Below are 24,553 nucleotides of genomic sequence, written 5' to 3'. Positions count from 1 at the left end.
GATCCGGCAGCAAGGACGCCGCTGCTGCGATCGCTCCCGGTTCCATGCGTCCCACCGCCAGGCGCCGTCATAGCCACTGCGGAGCCGCGGCGGTAGGCGCTCAGCGCAGCCCGCACGCGGCTCCTGGGCGTCCATCAGGCCTGCACTTCGAGGCTATGCCGAGTATCGGTGTCCTGCACCACGGTCTGCGTCCACCAGCCCGCCAAGGCCCGGACATGCGGCGTTCGCAGCATCGTGAAGTGATCGCCCGGGGCGTGCCACACCTGCACGTCGGTCGCGAGCGCCCGCCAACCGGCTGCCTGCGCATCGTGCTCGAGGCGATTTCGCATCGCATCGTGTCGCGGGTCGTCGGCCACCGCCAGGTGCAAGGTGCCCGGGTACCGCCAGGTCGGTCGGTAGCAGGTACGCAACGCGCTACCGAAGACCTGCACCATGCCGCGGATCGCCTCGCTGGGCGCACGCCGTGGCAGCAGGCCGGTGCGTACCATCCCGGCATGCACCGCCTGCAGTTGCGCCGTGTTGTCCAGCAGCCGGAACGCGTCGATGTCGATACCCAAGGAGGCCCCACCGGCCAACTCCAGCGATTGGATCAGATGCTCGAAGACACCGGTTGCGGTATGGGGCCGACCGACCACGCCATCGCCGCCAGGCACTTCGCAATCGAGCAGGGTCAGCGAGGCGACCGCCCGGCCCCTCGCCTCCAGCTGCCTTGCCATCTCGAAGGCGATCCAGCCGCCGAACGAGTGGCCGAGCAGATGGATTGGTCGCTGCGCTGTCTGCGCCAGGGCTTCCACGTACGCGCGTGCGGCCACCTCGACACTGCCATACGGAACCTGCCCGCTCTCCAGCCCACGCGGCTGCAGTCCGTAGACCGGCCAGCCGTCGTCCAGCGCCGCGGCCAAACCGATGAAGCCAGTGACGTTGTCGCCCGCACCTGGCACGCAGACCAGCGGCGCTCGCGCGCCCGCATCCACCTGCAGGCGAACCAGCGGTTCGTGGCGTGGCTGCCTGCGCGGCGGCGCCTTTTCGGCCACTGCCAGCCGCTGGCTGACGGCGGCGCCCAGCGCGGCGACGTGCGGGGCTTGCAGCATCGTGTGGTGATTGCCAGCTACCCTTTCGCAACCCAAGGCATGCGGGGCGAGCAGCGCCTGCCAACCCGGTAGCGGATCGCTGACAGGTTGCTGCGGCAGCAACTCGGTGGCCGCAAACAGATGCACCGAGGCGTTGATGGGTATCGGCACATAGTGTCTGTGCGCGTGGCCATGCGCCGCCTGCCGCGCCAGCGCACGCAGGATGGTGACGTCGTCCTGGCCGGACCACTGCGGTGGCAACCACTTCCGCGATCGACACAACTGCAATAGCGCAGGCGCTTCCCACTGATGCACCTGCGCAGCGAGTGCCTGCAGATTGGCCACCGCCGACGCATGGCGAGCGTCCTGCGGCAACGCGGACAGGCAGTTGCGCAACAGCAGCCTGCGCACCGCCAGCAGCGGATCGGCGTATTCGGGCCCGAGGTCCAGATGCGCCGGGTGATAGGTATCGATCAGGCCGACGAATTCGACGATCTCGTCGTTGGCGATCAGCTGCGTGGCGATCTCATAGGCCAGCAGACCACCGAACGACCAGCCGGCAACACGGTACGGACCGTGCGCTTGCACCTTGCGCAGATTCTCCAGCAGGCGCGTGGCCAGTTCCTGCACGGTCTGGAGTTGCGGGGCGTCCAGCGCAACGGCGGTCAGTCCATGGATCGGCACGTCGGCGGCGATATGCGTTGCCAGGGGTGCGAAATACAGGTCCAGCCCGGTGAAATCGTGCACCAGGAACAGCGGGCGCCGATCGCTGGCGCTGCGCACCGTCACCACGTCCGCCGGCGACGATTGCTGGCGTTCGCGTGCGATCGCCTCGGCCATGGCTGCCAGCGTGGGATGCAGGCTCAGTGTGGACAGCGGCACCGATCTACCGGCCCGCTCCAGCAGGCTACCCAAGCGCACCAGCGCCAGCGAGTGGCCTCCCAGCGCATGGAAATCGTCGTAGCGTCCGATCCGCTCGACCCCCAGCAGCTTGCTCCAGAGCCCTGCCAGCAAACGTTCCAGTTCGCCTTGCGGTGGCACATCGCCATCCACGGCGTGGTCTGCGCGCCCGGGCATCGGCAAGGCCTGACGATCGAGCTTGCCGTTGGCGGTCAGCGGCAACTGCGGCAACCTCACATATGCCGCCGGAAGCATGTAGTCCGGCAGGCAAGCGCGTAGATGCGCGCGCAGCGCCCGTGCGTCGACATCTCCAGCGGCAACCTCATCGACGCAGTAGTAGGCCACCAGTTGCTTGGCAGCGGGCGCGTCTTCGCGTTGCACGACCGCAGCGCTTGCGATCGCCGGATACTGCCGCAGCGCAGACTCGATTTCCCCCAGCTCGACCCGGAAGCCGCGGACCTTGACCTGGCCATCGTTGCGTCCCAGATACTCCAGCACGCCGTCGTGCCGCCAACGCACCAGATCGCCGGTGCGATACAAGCGCGCACCGGGCTTGCCACTGAATGGATCGGGCACAAAGCGTTCGGCGGTGAGCGACGGCTGATTCACATACCCCAGCGCAAGGCCGTCGCCGCCAATGAACAATTCTCCTGCAACACCGATCGGTAGCGGCAGGCCATGCGCATCCAGCACATATGTCTGGGTATTGCCGACAGGACGGCCAATCGGAATGGGACCGCTGACCTCGGTAATGCGATGCGTGGTCGCAAAGGTGGTGCTCTCGGTCGGCCCATAGCCGTTGAGCAAGACCTGTGGCGCGCCTTCAGCCAGTACCTGCGCGACCACGGCCGGGTCGAGGACGTCGCCGCCGACGATCAAATAGCGCAACTGCGGGAAGACCGGCAACAGCTCAGCTGCCGCATGGTGGAACAACCCGGCCGTCAGCCACAGCACGCTGACCGCCTCTTGCTGCAAGCGATCGCGCAGACGCCGCGGCGACAGCACGCTCTCTTGTGCGATCACCACCACGCAGCCACCGTTGAGCAGCGGTGCCCAGACCTCCAGGGTGCTGGCGTCGAAGGCAGGATTGGCGGCAAACGCGACCCGATCGCTGGGCAAGAACTGCGCGTACCCATTGTTGCAGACCAGCCGGCTTATCGCCCGATGTGGGATGCGTACGCCCTTGGGGAGCCCGGTCGAGCCGGAGGTATACATCAGGTAGGCAGCAGATTCGCTGGATTGCGGCAGCCGGGGATCATGGGTCGGTGCCGCGCGCAGATCGCAATGATCCAGGTCCAGCCGTGCGATGGCCACTGCCAGCGGCTGTTCGCTGCGGGTGATCACGCAACGCGCGGCGCTGTCGTCGAGCATCCGCTGAAATCGCTCGGGCGGTGCTTGCGCATCGAGCGGCAGATAGGCGGCCGCACACTTGCTGATGGCCAGCTGCGCGACCACCAGCTCCAACGAGCGCGGTAGACAGATCGCGACATGGTCGCCGGGCCTGACGCCCGCTCCGATCAGATGGTGCGCGAGCTGGTTCGCCCTGCGATTGAGCTCGGCATAATCGCAGCGTTGGCGACCGTCGATCACTGCCAGCGCCTCCGGTGTGCGAGCCGCCTGCTGCTCGACCAGCGAGTGGACGGTCTGGGCAGAGGGATATGCGCGCGCGCTGGCATTGAAGTTCCCCAGCACCTGACGGCGCTCATCGTCAGGCAACACACAGAGCTGGCGCACCGGGATGTTCGACCCGTGCTCAAGCGCGTCGACTAGCCGTTCCAGCGCGACCTGCATGAACCTGCGGACCCGCTCGGCACCAATGTGCGCGCCGGCCTGCACACTCAACGCGAACTGCTCGCCCAGGTCGTCCACGTTCAACAACAAAGGATAGTGCGTGCGCTCGCTGCTACCGAGCGCCTGCATTCCCTCCCAGACGTCGGACGTGGCAGATACCTCGGTTGAGGTCGCGCTATGCCGATAATTGAGCAAGGCATTGAACAGCGGCAGCGAGGCGGCGACGCCACTGCAGCGCTGCGCCAGCGACAGCGCGGCATGCTCATGGGCCATCAATGCACTCAATGCGACTTGCGTGCGGCGCGCCGCGGCCACAGCCGGAACATCGAGCCGCAGGCGGATCGGCAAGGTATTGATGAACATCCCCAGTGCACGATCGGCGTGGGCGCTTCCCTGCATGCGCCCCAATAGCACCGTACCGAAGACGATGTCCTCGCGCCCCACCCCGGCACCAAGCACCATTCCCCAGGCCAGGTGGTACAGGCTTGCGACGCTCAACTGAAGTCGCCGCGCCTGCTGCCGCAGCCGCAACGCGAGCGCGGCGTCCAGCACGCCATCGCTCTGCTGCGGCGGCTCGTCCGAAACGGAACCGTCGTGACCACTGAAGGCCAGCGTCGGCACGTCGAGGTCTCCCAGGCATTGCCGGAAATAGGCCTCGTGCTCGGCGGCCGTCTTGCCGCGCAAGGCCTGCACCACATAGTTGCGGTACGGCACCGGGGTGGGCAGCCGCGCGTCGGCGGCCTCCGCCAACGCCTGCATCTCCTGCTGCACCACCGCCAGCGCGGTATGGTCCAGGGCAAGGTGATGGAATAGCAGCAAGACCACGATGCGCCCGTTATGCGGATCCCGCGCGTGAAACAGGCGCAACAAGGGAGCCTGCCCCAGATCGAGGCGATAGCGACGCGAATCGAAGCGGGTTTGCAGCTGGGTCAGGACATCGCCCCCGGTCGCATCCACCGCAACCTGCTCGCATATCAGCGGCGCATGCCGCCATACGATCTGCACGGGCGCCAAGACGCCCTCCCAGACGACGCTGGTACGCAGAATGTCATGGCGATCCACCACGTGCCGCAGCAGGTCGACGAATGTCCGCAGGCGCTCGTCGTCGTCGAAGGCGAACCGTGTCTGCAGCAGATAGGGATCGCCCTGGCGCGCGGCCAGGTGGTGGTAGAGCACGCCTTCCTGCAACGGTGTCAGCGGATAGATATCCTGGACGTTCGGTGCGCCACCGGGCACCGTCGCAACCAGCGTATCGATCGCCTCCTGCGACAGTTCCAGCAACGGCAACAGGGACGGCGTAATGCGTGCACATCCCGGCGCAATCCGGTTGGGCGGCACATCGCTCTGCTGCACCTGGCCGACCGCACTTGCCAGGCTGGCGAGGTCGGGGCGTTCGAACAACGTCCTGACATCCGTCGCAATGCCCTGCTGGCGCAGCCGCTCTACCAGCGTCACCGCCAGCAGCGAGTGGCCGCCAAGCTGGAAGAAGTTGTCGTGACGCCCTACCCGTTCCACCCCGAGCACCGATTGCCAGACCTCGGCCAACGCCCGCTCACGCTCGCCTTGCGGCGCCGCGTATTGCTGGTGCGCATGAGCATCCAGCTCCGGTGCCGGCAAGGCCCTGCGATCCAGCTTGCCGTTGGCGGTGAGCGGCAACTGCGGCAAGGCGACATACGCGGCCGGCAACATATAGTCCATCAACTGCGTCTGCAGATGACGGCGCAATACGGCAGCGTCGATGTCGCCGGTCAGCGACGCATCGACGCAGTAGTAGGCCACCAACTGCCGGGATCCGGATGCATCCTCGCGCTGGATGACCGCAGCGGCGCGGATGCCTGGACAGGTCCGCAACGCCGTTTCGATTTCCCCGAGCTCGACGCGGAAGCCACGGATCTTCACCTGTCCGTCGTCGCGGCCGGCGAACAAGAGCGTGCCATCGGCCTGCCACCGCACCAGGTCGCCAGTGCGATACAGCCGGGCGTTGGCGTCTGCACTGAAGGGGTCCGGGACAAAGCGCTCGGCGGTCAAGCCGGGACGATTCAAATACCCCAATGCGACACCATCGCCACCGATGTACAGCTCGCCCACGACACCGAGCGGCACCGGACGTCGATGCACATCCAGGACATATGCCTGCGTGTTACCGATCGGCTTCCCGATCGGAATGCCGGACGTCGGCGCCTGGGTGATCCGGTGGGTGGTTGCGAAGGTGGTAGTTTCGGTCGGACCGTAGCCGTTGAGAAAGACCTGCGGCGCCGCGTGCTGAAGCACTCGCGCCACCACAGCGGGATCGAGCACATCGCCACCGACGATCAGGTAGCGCAACTGGGCAAAAGCCGGCAACAAGGTCGACGCGTACTGGTGGAACAAGCCCGCCGTCAGCCACAGCACCGTGACCTGTTCTTCCTGCAGGTGCAGTAGCAGGCGCTCCGGCGCCAGCAGCACGTCCTGTTCGACCACGACGACGCAGCCACCATTGAGCAGCGGCGCCCAGACCTCGAGCGTGCTGGCGTCGAACGCAGGATTGGCGGCGAAGGCCACCCGATCGGACGCGGCGAACTCGGCATAGCCGTTGTTGCAGACCAACCGCACGATCGCGCGATGTGGGACGCGGACGCCCTTGGGTACTCCGGTAGAACCGGAGGTATACATCAGGTAAGCGACGTCGTGGCTGGTCTGAAGGAGCGCGGGATTGTGCTCGCCCATCGTGGCCAGGCCGAGGCTGTCCAGATCGAGGCGTGCGATACCAGCAGGCAGCTGCTGATCACGGTCGGTGACCACCCAACGCGCCCCGCTATCCTCCACCATCGCGTGCAACCGCCCTGGCGGCGCCTGAATATCCAACGGCAGATACGCCGCAGCGCACTTGCTGATCGCCAACTGGGCGACAATCAGTTCGAACGAACGTGGCAAGGCGATTGCGACGTGATCGCCCGGCTGAACCCCGCTGCCGATCAGATAATGCGCCAGCTGGTTGGCGCAACGATTGAGGCTGGCATAGCTGTAGTGCTGCAAGCCATCACGGACGGCGATGGCATCCGGTTGCGCCACAGCGTGCTGCTCGAACAGCGCGTGGATGGTCTGCGTTTTTGGATACGCACGCGTGGTTGCGTTGAAGTCCTGCAGGAGCTGCCGACGCTCTGCATCCTGCAGGATGGAAACGGCGTGGAGCGGGCACTCGTCCGGGCGGGCCAACGCCTCCACCAGCTGCGTCAGCGCAACCTGCATGTAGATGCACAGGCTCGCTGCATCGAACCCTGCTGGCAGATGCCCGACCAGCTGGACGCCCGCATCGGTTTCCTCCACTTCCAGCACCACCGGGTAGTGATTGCTCCGCAACGTCGTCTGCATCTCGATGCCAGGCCACGCCGCAGACCGCTCCGCCCCCCCATGCTGTTGTGAGCGATAGTTGAGCAGCGCGGTGAATAACGGCGAAGGCGGCGTCACGCCACTGCAGCGTTGCACCTCGCTCAAGGCCGCATGCTCGTGCGAGAGCAGGTCGCTGAGTTGTGCATGCACGGCATTCACGGCCTCGCGCACTGTCTGCCTCCCCATCCGAACGCGCACGGGCAAGGTATTGACGAACATGCCGATCGCGCGGTCCGCCCCCAGCCCGGCATGCATGCGCCCCAACAGCACGGTGCCGAACACCACATCCTCGCTCGCCGACAGTTGGCCCAGCACCTGCGCCCAGGCCAGGTGATACAGACTGGAGGGTGTCACCCCCAACGCGGCGGCACAGGTACGCAACCGGCCGCAGAGCTCGACCTCCAGCGTATGTACCGCCTGCCCGGCAGGCCGGCCGTCGCCATGGATGTCCTGCAGGCCATAAGGCAGGCTGGGCACCTCGAAGTCTCCCAGCGACTGGCGGAAGAACGCCTCCCGCTCTGCCTGAGGGCCATCCAGACGTGCCTGTGCCACGTAGTTGCGGTACGGAACCGATGGTTCCAGCCGATCGCCGTGGCCCGACATACACGCATGCAGCTCTGCATGCAGCACATGCAACGTCGCCGCATCGTAGACCAGGTGATGGATCAGCAGGACCGCCTCCCAAGCATCGCACGCCGCATCGTGGACGCAGTGCAGCTGCAGCAGCGGAGCGATCGACAGATCCAGGCGATAACGCACCGGATCCAGGTGCGACTGCAACTGCGAGATAGCATCGACATCGGCCAGCTCGGGTTGGAAAGGCACAACGCTCAGTGGAGCCTGCCGCCACACCACCTGTACCGGCGCATCCAGCCCCTCCCACACCACGCTGGTACGCAAGACGTCATGGCGATCGATGACCTGTTGCAGTGCCTGTGCAAAGTGGTCCAGACGTTCGCGCGAATCGAACGAATACTGCACGGACTGCAGATAAGGGTCACCCTGTCGAGCGGCCAAGTGGTGGTACAGCACACCCTCCTGCAGCGGCGCCAATGGATAGATGTCCTGCACGTTGGCCACGCCGCCGGGCACGCTGGCCACGATCCGGTCGATCGCGTCCTGCGGCAGCTCGACCAAGGGCAGCAGCTCGGGCGTGATGTGCCGACAGCCCGGCGGGATCCGGTTGGCTGGCACCTCGATGGCCTGATCAGTTCCCAGCGCCGCCGCCAAGGCGGCCAGCGTCGGTTGCCCGAACAGCACCCGTACATCGGCAACGAGGCCTTGCCGACGCATGCGCTCGATCAAGGTCACCGCCAACAGCGAGTGCCCGCCCAACTGGAAGAAGTTGTCGTGTCGCCCCACGCGTTCCACGCCAAGCACCGCTTGCCAGATCTCGGCCAGGGTCTGCTCCACGGCTCCTTGCGGCGCTTCATAGCGCTGATGCGCGTAGTCGTCCGTCTGCGGTGCCGGTAGCGCCTTGCGATCCAGCTTGCCGTTGCGCGTCAGCGGCCAGGTCTGCAGCAGGACGAAGGCGCTCGGCACCATGTAGTCGGCCAGGCTGCGCTGCAGTTGCGCACGCAAGTCCTCGGCCGTTGGCACCGACTGATGCTCCTGCGCGATGAGGTAAGCCACCAGTTGCTGATCACCCGGCACATCGTCGCGCACCAGCACCACCGCCTCGCGCACCTGCGGATGCGCCTGCAGATGCGCTTCGATCTCGCCCAGCTCGATGCGCCGGCCGCGGATCTTCACCTGGGCATCGTTGCGTCCCACATAGTGCAGGCGGCCGTCGGCCGACCACCGGCACAGATCCCCAGTGCGATACATCCGCTCGCCCGGATGGAACGGATCGGCCAGGAAGCGCTCGGCCGTCAACGCCTCGCGGCCCAGGTAGCCGCGCGCCACGCCGGCACCGCCAAGATACAACTCGCCCACCACGCCCTGCGGCAGCAGCTGGCGCTGTGCATCCAGCACATAGGCGCGCAAGTGCGGCAGCGGCGCGCCGATCGAGGGGGACAGCACCTCGGGCATGACCTCGCCGCTGGTGGCCACCACCGTGGTCTCGGTGGGACCATAATTGTTGTGCACCGCAAACGGCAGCCCCGCGGGCACCTGTCGCAAGCGATCGCCACCGACCAACAGATGCTTCAACTGCTTCGGCATCCGCTTGCTTGCGAAGGCATGCTCGGCCATCGGCGTCGGCAGGAAGCTGACATCCAGCTCCTGGGCTTGCCACCACTGCAGCACCCCTTCCATATCGCCGGCAGCCTCGCCGTCGGGCATCAGCAGACATCCTCCGGCACACAGGGTCGGCCAAATCTCCCACGCCGCCGCATCGAAGCTCAGACCCGCCACGCTGGAGGTCCGCACGCCTGCCTGCACCCCGAAGCTGGTGCAATGCCAGGCGATCAGCTGCGCCAGCTGCCGGTGCTCGACCATCACGCCCTTCGGCTCGCCCGTGGAGCCGGAGGTATAGATCACATACGCCAGATGGGCGGGCGTGAGTTCGGCCACCACCGGATTGGTTGTCGCATGATCGGTTGTGGCGAGACTGCCGATATCGATCACCGGCAACGCCAGCCCGCTCAGCACCTCGGCACCTAGCGCATCGTGCGTGGCTGCGTGGACCAGCACCGCCTGCGGGGCACTGTCCTGCAGCAGATAGCGCAACCGTTGCGAGGGGTAGCCCGGGTCCAGCGGCACATAGGCCGCGCCGGCCTTGAGGATCGCCAGCAAGCCCACCAACAACGCGGGACTGCGCTGCACGCAGATCGCCACACGCATGTCCGGCTCCACGCCCAGTGCGATCAGGTGCCGGGCAAGCGCATTGGCCTGTGCGTTGAGCGCGGCATACGTGACCTGCTCGCTCCCGCACTCCACGGCCACCGCATCGGGTGTGCCGGCGGCGTGTTGCTCGACCATCGCCGCGATGGTGAGCTGGGGCACGGCCGGCATCCGTGCTGGGTTGAAGCCCAGTACGTGCTGACGCTCTGCGTCCGGCAGCACGCCCAGTTGCGTGATCGACCGATCGTCCGCATGGTCCAGTGCATCGACCAGCTGGATGAGCGCCACCTGCATATACGCGCACAGGCGCTGCGCTCCCACCGCCGGCTCCACTTGGGCTTTCAGCAGGAATCCCGCACCAAGATCGTCCACGCTCAGGGTCAGCGGATAATTGCTGCGTTCTTCGCCGGACAGCATCTCGATGCCGTGCAACGAAACATCCGGAACAAGCGCGTCGTTGGCCGGACTATGGCGGTAGTTCAACAGGGCGCTGAACAATGGCGTGGGTGCCGCGATGCCGCTGCAACGCTGCGCCGTGGCCAGCGACGCATGCTCATGCACCAGCAGCTCGCTCAGGCCTGCATGGGTGTTGGCCACAGCTGTGCGAACATCCAACCCGAGCAAGTTCACCCGCAACGGCAAGGTATTGATGAACATGCCCAGCGCACGGTCGGCCCCTTCCCCGCCCTGCATGCGCCCCATCAACACCGTACCGAACACCACATCGTCGCGCCCGGACAGCACGCCCAGCACCCGTGCGTAGGCGAGGTGATGCAGACTGGCAACGCTGATCCCGGCCTTCCTCGCTTGTGCCCGCAAGCGTACGCTCAGCGCAGCGTCCAGGCGCAGCTCTGCCTGCTCGATCCCGGAACCATCGCCCTGCACATCCTGCAAACCAAACGGCAAGGTCGGCTCGTCGACATCGCCCAGCATCCGGGTAAAGAACGCGGTATGTGACGCCGGCGCGTCGCCCAGGCAGACCTGCGCCACATAGTTGCGGTACGGAATGGCCGCCGGCAGCCTCTCCAGCGTCCCGGCAAACACCGCCTGCATTTCCTGCCCAACCACCTCCAGCGCTGTATGGTCCAGCACCACGTGGTGGAACAGCAGTGTGCCCAGCAGTCGCTGGTTGGCAGGATCGTCGGCGATCACCAGCCGCAGCAGCGGCGCATCGCCCAGCTCCAGGCGGTAATGCCGAGGATCGAAGCGAGCGCGCAACTGCTCCACGATCTCGCCTTGTGCCGGATCCAGCACGATTTCTTCGACCGGCAATCGCGCACCGCGCACCACCACCTGGACCGGTTGATCCAGCCCTTCCCAGAACACCGCGGTGCGCAGGATATCGTGGCGATCGATCACGATCTGCAAGGCATCAACGAACGCCTGCAACCGCGACCGATCGGCAAACCCGAACTGCGCATGCAGCAGATACGGGTCACCCTGTCGAGCGGCCAAGTGGTGGTACAGCACACCCTCCTGCAGCGGCGCCAATGGATAGATGTCCTGCACGTTGGCCACGCCGCCGGGCACGCTGGCCACGATCCGGTCGATCGCGTCCTGCGGCAGCTCGACCAAGGGCAGCAGCTCGGGCGTGATGTGCCGACAGCCCGGCGGGATCCGGTTGGCTGGCACCTCGATGGCCTGATCAGTTCCCAGCGCCGCCGCCAAGGCGGCCAGCGTCGGTTGCCCGAACAGCACCCGTACATCGGCAACGAGGCCTTGCCGACGCATGCGCTCGATCAAGGTCACCGCCAACAGCGAGTGCCCGCCCAACTGGAAGAAGTTGTCGTGTCGCCCCACGCGTTCCACGCCAAGCACCGCTTGCCAGATCTCGGCCAGGGTCTGCTCCACGGCTCCTTGCGGCGCTTCATAGCGCTGATGCGCGTAGTCGTCCGTCTGCGGTGCCGGTAGCGCCTTGCGATCCAGCTTGCCGTTGCGCGTCAGCGGCCAGGTCTGCAGCAGGACGAAGGCGCTCGGCACCATGTAGTCGGCCAGGCTGCGCTGCAGTTGCGCACGCAAGTCCTCGGCCGTTGGCACCGACTGATGCTCCTGCGCGATGAGGTAAGCCACCAGTTGCTGATCACCCGGCACATCGTCGCGCACCAGCACCACCGCCTCGCGCACCTGCGGATGCGCCTGCAGATGCGCTTCGATCTCGCCCAGCTCGATGCGCCGGCCGCGGATCTTCACCTGGGCATCGTTGCGTCCCACATAGTGCAGGCGGCCGTCGGCCGACCACCGGCACAGATCCCCAGTGCGATACATCCGCTCGCCCGGATGGAACGGATCGGCCAGGAAGCGCTCGGCCGTCAACGCCTCGCGGCCCAGGTAGCCGCGCGCCACGCCGGCACCGCCAAGATACAACTCGCCCACCACGCCCTGCGGCAGCAGCTGGCGCTGTGCATCCAGCACATAGGCGCGCAAGTGCGGCAGCGGCGCGCCGATCGAGGGGGACAGCACCTCGGGCATGACCTCGCCGCTGGTGGCCACCACCGTGGTCTCGGTGGGACCATAATTGTTGTGCACCGCAAACGGCAGCCCCGCGGGCACCTGTCGCAAGCGATCGCCACCGACCAACAGATGCTTCAACTGCTTCGGCATCCGCTTGCTGGCGAAGGCATGCTCGGCCATCGGCGTCGGCAGGAAGCTGACATCCAGCTCCTGGGCTTGCCACCACTGCAGCACCCCTTCCATATCGCCGGCAGCCTCGCCGTCGGGCATCAGCAGACATCCTCCGGCACACAGGGTCGGCCAAATCTCCCACGCCGCCGCATCGAAGCTCAGACCCGCCACGCTGGAGGTCCGCACGCCTGCCTGCACCCCGAAGCTGGTGCAATGCCAGGCGATCAGCTGCGCCAGCTGCCGGTGCTCGACCATCACGCCCTTCGGCTCGCCCGTGGAGCCGGAGGTATAGATCACATACGCCAGATGGGCGGGCGTGAGTTCGGCCACCACCGGATTGGTTGTCGCATGATCGGTTGTGGCGAGACTGCCGATATCGATCACCGGCAACGCCAGCCCGCTCAGCACCTCGGCACCTAGCGCATCGTGCGTGGCTGCGTGGACCAGCACCGCCTGCGGGGCACTGTCCTGCAGCAGATAGCGCAACCGTTGCGAGGGGTAGCCCGGGTCCAGCGGCACATAGGCCGCGCCGGCCTTGAGGATCGCCAGCAAGCCCACCAACAACGCGGGACTGCGCTGCACGCAGATCGCCACACGCATGTCCGGCTCCACGCCCAGTGCGATCAGGTGCCGGGCAAGCGCATTGGCCTGTGCGTTGAGCGCGGCATACGTGACCTGCTCGCTCCCGCACTCCACGGCCACCGCATCGGGTGTGCCGGCGGCGTGTTGCTCGACCATCGCCGCGATGGTGAGCTGGGGCACGGCCGGCATCCGTGCTGGGTTGAAGCCCAGTACGTGCTGACGCTCTGCGTCCGGCAGCACGCCCAGTTGCGTGATCGACCGATCGTCCGCATGGTCCAGTGCATCGACCAGCTGGATGAGCGCCACCTGCATATACGCGCACAGGCGCTGCGCTCCCACCGCCGGCTCCACTTGGGCTTTCAGCAGGAATCCCGCACCAAGATCGTCCACGCTCAGGGTCAGCGGATAATTGCTGCGTTCTTCGCCGGACAGCATCTCGATGCCGTGCAACGAAACATCCGGAACAAGCGCGTCGTTGGCCGGACTATGGCGGTAGTTCAACAGGGCGCTGAACAATGGCGTGGGTGCCGCGATGCCGCTGCAACGCTGCGCCGTGGCCAGCGACGCATGCTCATGCACCAGCAGCTCGCTCAGGCCTGCATGGGTGTTGGCCACAGCTGTGCGAACATCCAACCCGAGCAAGTTCACCCGCAACGGCAAGGTATTGATGAACATGCCCAGCGCACGGTCGGCCCCTTCCCCGCCCTGCATGCGCCCCATCAACACCGTACCGAACACCACATCGTCGCGCCCGGACAGCACGCCCAGCACCCGTGCGTAGGCGAGGTGATGCAGACTGGCAACGCTGATCCCGGCCTTCCTCGCTTGTGCCCGCAAGCGTACGCTCAGCGCAGCGTCCAGGCGCAGCTCTGCCTGCTCGATCCCGGAACCATCGCCCTGCACATCCTGCAAACCAAACGGCAAGGTCGGCTCGTCGACATCGCCCAGCATCCGGGTAAAGAACGCGGTATGTGACGCCGGCGCGTCGCCCAGGCAGACCTGCGCCACATAGTTGCGGTACGGAATGGCCGCCGGCAGCCTCTCCAGCGTCCCGGCAAACACCGCCTGCATTTCCTGCCCAACCACCTCCAGCGCTGTATGGTCCAGCACCACGTGGTGGAACAGCAGTGTGCCCAGCAGTCGCTGGTTGGCAGGATCGTCGGCGATCACCAGCCGCAGCAGCGGCGCATCGCCCAGCTCCAGGCGGTAATGCCGAGGATCGAAGCGAGCGCGCAACTGCTCCACGATCTCGCCTTGTGCCGGATCCAGCACGATTTCTTCGACCGGCAATCGCGCACCGCGCACCACCACCTGGACCGGTTGATCCAGCCCTTCCCAGAACACCGCGGTGCGCAGGATATCGTGGCGATCGATCACGATCTGCAAGGCATCAACGAACGCCTGCAACCGCGACCGATCGGCAAACCCGAACTGCGCATGCAGCAGATACGGATCGCCCTGTCGAGCGGCCAAGTGGTGGTACAGCACACCCTCCTGCAGCGGCGCCAACGGATAGATGTCCTGCACGTTGGCGTGACCACCTGGGACGCGCGCCATGATCCGGTCGATCGCTTCCTGTGGCAGCTCGACCAAGGGCAGCAGCTCCGGCGTGATGCGAGCGCAATCAATCGGAATGCGATTCTGCGGCACCACCACCTCATGATCATGGGCCACCGCCGCCGCAATGGCTGCCACGGTCGGTTGCCCGAACAGCACCCGCATATCGGCACTGAGGCCTTGCCGACGCATGCGTTCGATCAAGGTCACCGCCAACAGGGAGTGCCCGCCCAATTGGAAGAAATTGTCGTGCCGCCCCACCCGCTCCACGCCAAGCACGGTTTGCCAGATCTCGGTCAGGGTCTGCTCTACCGCTCCTTGCGGGGGCTCATACGCCTGCACCGCATACGCCTTTCCATCCGGCGCCGGCAAGGCCTTGCGATCCAGCTTGCCGTTTGGGGTCAGCGGCAACGCGTCCAGTTGCACATAGGCCGCCGGCACCATGTACTCCGGCAGCACCTCCGACAGCCAGCCACGCAGGCTCTCCACCTCGCACGCTTCGGATGGCGCATCGTTGACCCCAACCCAATACGCCACCAGCCGCTTGTCGCCGCCATCGGCATGCAGGGCCACCACCACGCACTCACGCACCTGTGCATGCGCAGTCAGCCGCGCCTCGATCTCACCCAGCTCGATGCGGAACCCTCGGATCTTGACCTGGTGGTCGTTGCGCCCCAAATACTCGATCGTGCCGTCCGCGCGCCAGCGGCTCAAATCGCCGCTGCGATACATCCGCGCCGTCGGATCGGCAGCGAAGGGGTCCGGCAGGAAGCGCTCGGCGGTCAGGTCGTCGCGGTTGAGATAGCCACGCCCTACCCCCACGCCGCCGATGTACAGCTCGCCAACCACCCCGATCGGCACCGGCGCACCGTGCGCATCGAGAATGTAGATGCGCGTATTGGCGATCGGGCGGCCGATCGGCAGGCTGCCGGCCTGTTCCCAGCCCTGGCCGTAGCGCCAGGCGGTGACATCCACCGCCGCTTCCGTCGGGCCATACAGATTGAAAATCCCGGCTGCAGGAAAGACCGCTTGCGCACGCTCGGCAAGCGACGGCGCCAGGGCTTCACCGCTGCAGACGACCCGCCTGACCCCGGTAAATACGGCAGGACTCCCATGATCGACGAAGGCCCGCAGCATCGACGGCACGAAGTGCAGCGTGGTGATCTGCGTCGCAGCGATCAAGCCCTTGAGATACGCCGGGTCCTTATGCCCTTCCGGCTCGGCCAGCTGCATGCGCGCGCCGCTGAGCAACGGCCAGAACAACTCCCACACCGAGACATCGAAGCTGATCGGCGTCTTCTGGAGCACGACCTCCGATGGCGCGAGCTGGTAGGCATCCTGCATCCAGAGCAGACGGTTGACCACGCCGCGATGCGCGTTCATCGCCCCCTTCGGCATGCCCGTCGAGCCGGACGTGTAGATCACATAGGCCAGATGGTCCGCCGTCAGGCCAAGCGCATCGGGATCCGGATTGGTGTGCGCGCACTGCGCCCAATGCTCGCCGTCGGCCTGCAGATCGATGATTGCCGCGGTGGCATGGCCATCGACCAGGTGACGGCTCGCCGTCTCGGTCAGCACGGCCATTGCCCCACAATCGTCCAGCATGTAGGCCAGCCGCTCCGCTGGATAGGCTGGATCCAGCGGCACATAGGCACCGCCGGCCTTCAACACCGCCAGCAATGCGACCACCATCTCCACGCTGCGCTGCACGCAGACCGCCACCCGATCATCCGGACGCAATCCGATTGCGATCAGGTGGTGCGCAAGCTGGTTGGCCCGCGCATTCAATTCGCCGTAGCTCAGCGATATCGCGCCTTGCGCTACCGCGACGGCCGCAGGCGTGCGTGCCGCCTGCGCTTGGAAAAGTGCGTGTACGCAACCCTCGGCATGATAATCGACCTCGGTGGCATTCCACTCCCGCACCACATGATGGCGGCCAGCCTCGTCCAGCAAGGGCAAGCGGTCCACCGGGCGATCGTCCGCGCCCTCGGCGACCATCGCCTGCAACAGATGGCGCCAATGCCCCAGCCATCGTTCCACCGTGGCACGCTCGAACAACGCCGTGGCATAGATCAGGCTGCCCACGATGCCCTGCTCGCTCTCGACCAGCGACAAGGTCAGGTCGAATTGTGCACTGATCGCTGCAATGTCCAGGGCGTGGGCTTGGAGGTCACCCAAGTCCAATACACCCTGCGGCGTGTTCTGCCACGCAAACATCACCTGGAACAACGGCGTATGCGACAGGCTGCGCGGTGGCTGGACCAGTTCCACCACTTGCTCGAATGGCAGGTCCTGATGCGCCTGCGCCTGGAGCGCACGCTGCTTCACCGATGCCAGCAACTGCGCCAATGTTGGCGCGCCGGACACGTCCAGACGCAGCGCCAGCGTATTGACGAAGCATCCGATCAGCCCTTCGGTCTCGGCGCGACCACGATTGGCCGCCGGAGTGCCGATCACCACATCGTCTTGACCGGACAGGCGCGACAGCAGCATCGCCCAGCTGGCCAGCAAGGTCGTATACAACGTCGATCCGTGGCGCTGACTCAAGGTCTTCAGTGCCTGCGCCTGCTGCCGGTCGACCACCACCTCCAGCCTCTCACCCGCATGGTCCTGCTGGGCCGGACGAGGATGGTCCGTCGGCAGTTCCAGGAGCACCGGCGCCCCATCCAAGGCCTGGCGCCAATAGCTGGCCTGCTGCTGCAACACCTCGCCCGTCATCCATTGCCGCTGCCAGCTCGCATAGTCGGCGTATTGGATCGGCAACGGCGCCAGCGGATCGGCGTCACCGCGTGCAAACGCCTTGTACAGCGCACTGAGTTCGTCGATCAGAATGGCGATCGACCACCCATCCGAGACAATGTGGTGCATGGCAACGAACAGTACGAACTCGGTGTCGGCAAGACGGGCCAGCACACCGCGGATCAGCGGGCCACGCTCCAGCGCAAACGAGGTCTGTGCCGCCTCGGCCAGCAACTGCTCCAGCACCACCTCGCGCTCGGGGAAACCGCGCAGATCACGGGTGACCAGCGCAAAGCCGCTCTCTTCGAGCGTGATCTGCTGCAGCACCTGGCCGTCGATCTGCGCGAAGGTGGTCCGCAGCGATGCATGCCGGGCCACGATACGATCCAACGCCCGCTGCAGCGCCTGCGTATCCAGCGCTCCATGCAATCGCAGGCCGCCGCTGATGTGATACGCCTGACTGGTGCCCTCGAACTGCGACAGGAACCACAGCCGCTGCTGGGCATAGGAGAGCACATGCGGGGCATCGGTGGTCAGCGGCACGATCGGCTGCACCGTTGCACCGGACGCGGATGCCACACAGCCGGCCAGTTGCTGCAAGGTGGGCTGGGCGAACAGTTCGGCCACCCCGATCTCGACCGCCAAGGCATGGCGCAGGTGCGCGATGACCCGCACGGCCAACAGCGAATGGCCACCGAGGGCGAAGAAGTTGTCGTGTCGTCCGATGGTTTCCACACCAAGCAGGTCGCTCCAGATCGCTGCAATGGCCTGCTCGATCTCGCCCTGCGGTGGTTCATACGCCTGTACGGCGTAAGCTCCGCCATCCGGCTCCGGCAGCGCCTTGCGATCCAGTTTTCCGTTGAGTGTCAGCGGCCAGGCCTCCAGCATGACGAAAGCGCTGGGCACCATGTACTCTGCCAACCCGGCCAGCAGATGCCGACGCAGGCTCTCTGCCGACGGTGGCGATTGTGGATCCTGCGCGATCGCATAGGCCACCAGCTGCTGATCGCCCTGCTCGTCCTTACGCATCACCACGACTGCGTCGCCAATCTCCGGATGCTCGCTCAGTCGCACCTGGATCTCGCCCAACTCGATGCGGAACCCGCGAATCTTGACCTGTTCGTCGTTGCGCCCCAGATAGTCCAGCGTGCCATCGGCGCGCCAACGCGCCAGGTCACCACTCTTGTACAGGCGTGCGCCGGGATGGAACGGATCGACAATGAATCGCTCGGCCGTCAACTCGGGCCGATTCAGATAGCCCCGCGCCACACCGGCGCCGCCGACGTAGAGTTCGCCCGCAACGCCGATGGGTACCGGTTGCAGCTGCCTGTCCAGCACGTACAGACGCAGGTCCGGAATGCGCCGCCCGATCGGGCTGACATCGCCGCGCTGCGCATCTGCTGGCGACAGTGGGCAATAGGTGACATGCACGGTGGTTTCAGTGATGCCGTACATGTTGACCAGCTGCGTGGCCGCGTTCTGCGGCCGCGCGTACCACGGCTGCAGCATGGCCGGCTCCAGCGCCTCACCGCCGAAAATCACCAGCCGCAGCGCGTGGGGCTGCGTACCCTGCGCAGCGATCAACTGACGGAACGCGCTCGGCGTCTGATTGAGGACGGTCACGCCCGCCTGGCAGAGCAAGGCATAGCACTCCTGCGGCGCGCGGGTCACGTCCTGCGGCACCACCAACAGGCGGCCACCATGCAGCAAGGCACCCCAGATCTCCCATACCGAAAAGTCGAAGGCGAATGAGTGGAACAGTGCCCAGGTATCGTGCGCACCAAATGCGAACCACGCCTGGGTCGCGGTGAACAACCGGGTCACATTGCGATGCTCCACCAGCACGCCCTTGGGCTGGCCGCTGGAACCGGAGGTATAGATCACATACGCCAGATGGGTCGGCGCCAGCCCGGCAATGCGGGGATTGTGCGTCGGCTGCGCCGCCAGCGGATCTGCGCTGGCATCGATGCACAGCACCGGGCATCTCAGTTGCGGCATGACCGCGCTGCAAGCAGCATCGATCAGAACGGCAACCGGTGCGCTGTCGTCCAGCATGAACCGCAAGCGCTCCGCTGGCGCGGCCGGGTCCATCGGTACATAGGCCGCGCCCGCCTTGAGGATGCCGAGCATGCCGACCAGCAGCGTGGCGCCGCGCTGCGCGCACAGCGCCACGCAATCGTCCGGACGCACGCCGAGCTCCAGCAACCAGTGCGCAACCTGGTTCGCCCGCTCATTGAGTTGGCGATAACGCAACCGGGTCTGCCCGAACTCCACTGCCACCGCGTCCGGCCGCGCGGCGACTTGCGCTTCGAAGATCTGATGGAGAAGAGCGCCGGCCGCAGGCTGCTCGCAAGGCGTATTGGATTGGACCACCAGCCGTTCGATATCGGCTTCAGGCAGGATGGACACTTGGTCCATGCGCCGATCTTGCAGGTCCTCGAGCGCATCCACCACGCCAGCCAGCGCTGTCTGCATATAGCTGCACGCGCGCTCGGCACCGACACCGGCGACGACCTGCACCGTCAACTGGAAGTCCTCTCCCAGATCATCCACGTTCAATGTCAACGGATAATTGCTGCGCTCTTCGCCGGACAGCATCTCGATGCCGTGCAACGAAACATCCGGAACAAGCGCGTCGTTGGCCGGACTATGGCGGTAATTCAACAGCGCGCTGAATAGCGGCGTGGGCGCCGCGATGCCGCTGCAACGCTGCGCCGTGGCCAGCGACGCATGCTCATGCACCAGCAGCTCGCTCAGGCCTGCATGGGTGTTGGCCACAGCTGTGCGAACATCCAACCCCAGCAAGTTCACCCGCAACGGCAAGGTATTGATGAACATGCCCAGCGCACGGTCGGCCCCGTCCCCGCCCTGCATGCGCCCCATCAACACCGTACCGAACACCACATCGTCGCGCCCGGACAGCACGCTCAGCACCCGTGCGTAGGCGAGGTGATGCAGGCTGGCAACGCTGATCCCGGCCTTCCTCGCTTGTGCGCGCAAGCGTACGCTCAGCGCAGCGTCCAGGCGCAGCTCTGCCTGCTCGATCCCGGAACCATCGCCCTGCACATCCTGCAAACCAAACGGCAAGGTCGGCTCGTCGACATCGCCCAGCATCCGGGTAAAGAACGCGGTATGTGCCGCCGGCGCGTCGCCCAGGCAGACCTGCGCCACATGGTTGCGGTACGGAATCGCCGCCGGCAGCCTCTCCAGCGTCCCGGCAAACACCGCCTGCATTTCCTGCCCAACCACCTCCAGCGCTGTATGGTCCAGCACCACGTGGTGGAACAGCAGCGTGCCCACCAGTCGCTGGTTGGCAGGATCGTCGGCGATCACCAGCCGCAGCAGCGGCGCATCGCCCAGCTCCAGGCGGTAATGCCGAGGATCGAAGCGAGCGCGCAACTGCTCCACGATCTCGCCTTGTGCCGGATCCAGCACGATTTCTTCGACCGGCAATGGCGCACCGCGCACCACCACCTGGACCGGTTGATCCAGCCCTTCCCAGAACACCGCGGTGCGCAGGATATCGTGGCGATCGATCACGATCTGCAAGGCATCAACGAACGCCTGCAACCGCGACCGATCGGCAAACCCGAACTGCGCATGCAGCAGATACGGGTCGCCTTGTCCGGCCCTCAGATGGTGGTACAGCACACCCTCCTGCAGCGGCGCCAACGGATAGATGTCCTGCACATTGGCGTGACCACCTGGGACGCGCGCCACGATCCGGTCGATCGCGTCCTGCGGCAGCTCGACCAAGGGCAGCAGCTCCGGCGTGATGCGAGCGCAATCGACCGGAATGCGATTGGCGGGTACCGCCAGCTCCTGCGTGTTGCAGACCACCGCCGCGATCGCCGCCAGCGTGGGCTGACCGAACAGGACCCGTACATCGGTGCCCAGTCCGTGGCGGCGCATGCGCTCGATCAAGCTCACGGCAAGCAACGAATGTCCGCCGAGTTCGAAGAAGTTGTCGTGCCTGCCGACCTGTTCGACCTGCAGCACCTCCGACCACAGGCCGGCCAGCAACTGCTCCACCGCGCCTTTGGGAGCCTCGTAGCGATGACGCGCGTGCGCATCATCGGTCGGCATCGGCAGGGCCTTGCGGTCCAGCTTGCCATTCAAGGTCAGCGGCCAGGCGGCCAGCGCCACGAACGCGCCGGGAACCATGTAGTCGGACAGCGTGGCGGACAGCCACTGACGCAGCTGCGCGGCGCTTGGTACCGCTTGCGCATCGTCGGCGATCACGTATGCCACCAGGCGCTTGTCACCGGGCATGTCTTCGCGCGCCATCACCAGCGCATCGCGCAATCGCGGATGGGCCATCAGCCTGGCCTGGATCTCTCCAAGCTCGATGCGAAAGCCGCGGATCTTGACTTGCTCGTCATTGCGCCCCAGGTACTCCAACCGGCCATCCGCGCGCCACCGGGCGAGATCGCCACTTTTGTAAAGACGTGCTCCCGGCTGGAAGGGATCCTCCAGGAAGCGCTCGGCCGTGAGGTCGGGGCGATTGAGATAGCCGCGGGCGACCCCGGCACCCCCGACATAGAGCTCGCCGACCACGCCCAGCGGCACCGGCTGTCGCTGGGCATCCAGTACATACACCCGCAGGTCGGGAATGCGCACGCCGATCGGGCTGATCCCGCCCGCCGTCGCGTCTGCCGCGGACAGCGGGCAATAGGTGACATGCACGGTCGTTTCGGTGATGCCATACATGTTGACCAATTGCGTCGCGGCATTGCCCGGCCGCTCGAACCATGGCCGGAGCATCGATGGGTCCAGCGCCTCGCCGCCGAAAATCACCAGACGCAAGCGATGGTCTTCATCGTGGCCCTGCTGTGCGTCGATCAGTTGGCGGAACGCACTGGGGGTTTGATTGAGAATGCTGACTCCGCTCCGACAGAGCAGGCGGTAGCACTCCTGCGGCGCGCGCGCGACGTGTTGCGGCACGATCAGCAAGCGACCGCCATACAGCAGTGCACCCCAGATCTCCCAGACGGAGAAGTCGAAGGCGAACGAGTGGAACAGCGCCCAGGTATCGGCTGGTCCAAAGCCGAACCAGTCCTCGGTGGCGGTAAACAACCGAGTGACATTGCCGTGCTCGACCAACACACCCTTCGGCCTGCCGCTGGATCCGGAGGTATAGATCACATAGGCCAGATGTCGCGCCGAGAGATGTCCCGGACCGGGATTGGGTAGCTGCGGCGCTGGCGGCTCAGCGAAGGCGCTTGCATCGAGGTCCAGTATCGGACAGGACAGCGGCGGCAAATGCCGGATCGACAGGCTGTCGCCCAGCAGGGCGACCGGGGCGCTGTCTTCCAGCATGAAGGCCAGCCGTTGCGGCGGCGACGCCGGGTCCAATGGAACATAGCCAGCGCCCGACTTGAGGATCGCCAGCATGCCGGCGATCAGCGCAATGCCGCGCTCCACACAGAGCGCCACCCGATCGTCCGGTCGCACGCCCATCTTCAGCAACGCGTGCGCGATCTGGTTGGCGCGGGCATTGAGCTGCCCGTAGCTGATCTGCTGCTGCTCGAACTCGACCGCAATCGCATCCGGGTGGGCGGCGGCCTGAGCCTCGAACCGCTCGTGCAGTAACCAGGCGGGTACGGCTTGCGCACATGGGGTATTGCTGACGGACACCAGCCGCTGCCACTCAGCCTCTGGAAGAATCTCCAGCGCGGCCACTGGTTGTTCGGATGCGCCTTCCAATGCCTGGACAAGCCGCTCCAATGCGGTATGCATGTAGTCGCAAATGCGATCGGCGCCAATCTCCGGCGGAACCTGGGCGGTCAGCGCAAATCCATTCCCGAGGTCGTCGACATTGAGTGTCAATGGATAGTGGGTCCGCTCCTCGGCCTGGACGACATCGATCCCGTGCCAGGCCTGCTGCGCTTCTGCCGTGGCATCGGCGGTCGGACTATGGCGGTAGTTGAGCAGCGCGCTGAACAGCGGCGCCGGCGGAGCGATGCCGCTACAGCGCTGGGCCAGGCTCAAGGGCGCATGTTCGTGTGCCAGCACTGCAGTCAATTCCGCGTGCGCCTGCCGCACCGCGCGGTGTGCAGGCTGATCCAGGCGCAGGCGCAGCGGCAAGGTGTTGACGAACAGCCCCAAGGCCGAACCGGCGCCTTGTGCACCCTGCATGCGCCCCAGCAGCACGGTTCCGAAGACCACATCGGACCGGCCGGAGGTCCGCGCCACGACCTGCGCCCACGCCAGGTGGAACACACTTGCAGCGGTCACGCCCAGCAGGCGCGCCTGCTGCTTGATCTGCCGAGCAAGCTCCGGCGCGACCGACCTGCTTGCCTGCTGGATCGCCGCCCCATCCCCTGGCAGGTTGGCCAGGCCGAACGGCAGGCTCGCCTCATCCACGTCTTCCAGGCGCTGGGCAAAGAAGGCGCGATGGCGCTCCTGCGCGGTGCCCTCGCGCGCCTGCATCACGTAGCTGCGATACGGTATCGGCGGCGGCAATTGCTCCGCGCGGCCAAGCAGGCACACCTGCAACTCGTGTCGCAGGATCTGCAGGGAGAGATGGTCCAGGATCAGATGGTGGAACAACAGCACGCCCACCCACCGACGATTGGGCTGGTCGTGTGCCCATACCAGCTTGAGCAATGGCGCCTTGGCGAGATCCATCGGGACACGCCGGGCGTCGTAGCGGCGCTGTAGCTGCAGCAGCGCATCCCCCTGCGCTGGATCGCAGTCGACCTGTTCCATCTGCAGCGCCGCCTGTCTCCAGACCACCTGCACCGGGGCATCCAGCGTTTCCCAGAGCAGGCTGGTACGCAGGACGTCATGGCGATCGATGACCTGCTGCAACGCACCGGCGAAATCACGCAGCCGCTGCTCATCGGAAAAGACGTATTGCGCCTGTAGCAGGTAGGCATCGCCCTGCTCGGCGGAAAGATGGTGATACAGCACGCCTTCCTGCAATGGCGCCAGGGGGTAGATGTCCTGCACGTTGTCCAGGCCGCCTGCCATCGCGGCGACGATGCGCTCGATGTCCTGTCCCATCAGGCCGGCCGAAGACAGCGTTTGGACGATGGACGGTTGGTACGGGGCGCGATGACGCGCGTCGACGGCTTCCTGCTGCAATAGCTCGATCAACCTCTCACGGTGTTGGCGCAGCTCGTCCATGAGCGAGG

General features: G+C 65.9%; 1 protein-coding gene. It reads right to left on the bottom strand.

What is annotated here, in order from left to right; genetic code table 11:
* Window positions 1-134 precede the first annotated feature (134 nt).
* Entirely contained in the window at window positions 135-24,545 is a 24,411-nt protein-coding gene (locus HG421_RS05815; protein ID WP_169705605.1) for a non-ribosomal peptide synthase/polyketide synthase, read from the bottom strand.
* Window positions 24,546-24,553: the final 8 nt, after the last annotated feature.

Source organism: Xanthomonas campestris pv. badrii, from assembly GCF_012848175.1.
Taxonomy (GTDB): Bacteria; Pseudomonadota; Gammaproteobacteria; order Xanthomonadales; family Xanthomonadaceae; genus Xanthomonas; species Xanthomonas campestris_C.
The sequence above is the reverse complement of the archived record's forward strand: the minus strand, read 5'-3'. Positions and strand labels throughout refer to the sequence as shown.

Bases quoted from the DNA above. Each gene is read 5' to 3' on its own strand.
- HG421_RS05815 (WP_169705605.1), bottom strand. From the start codon at position 24,545: ATGGACGAGCTGCGCCAACACCGTGAGAGGTTGATCGAGCTATTGCAG.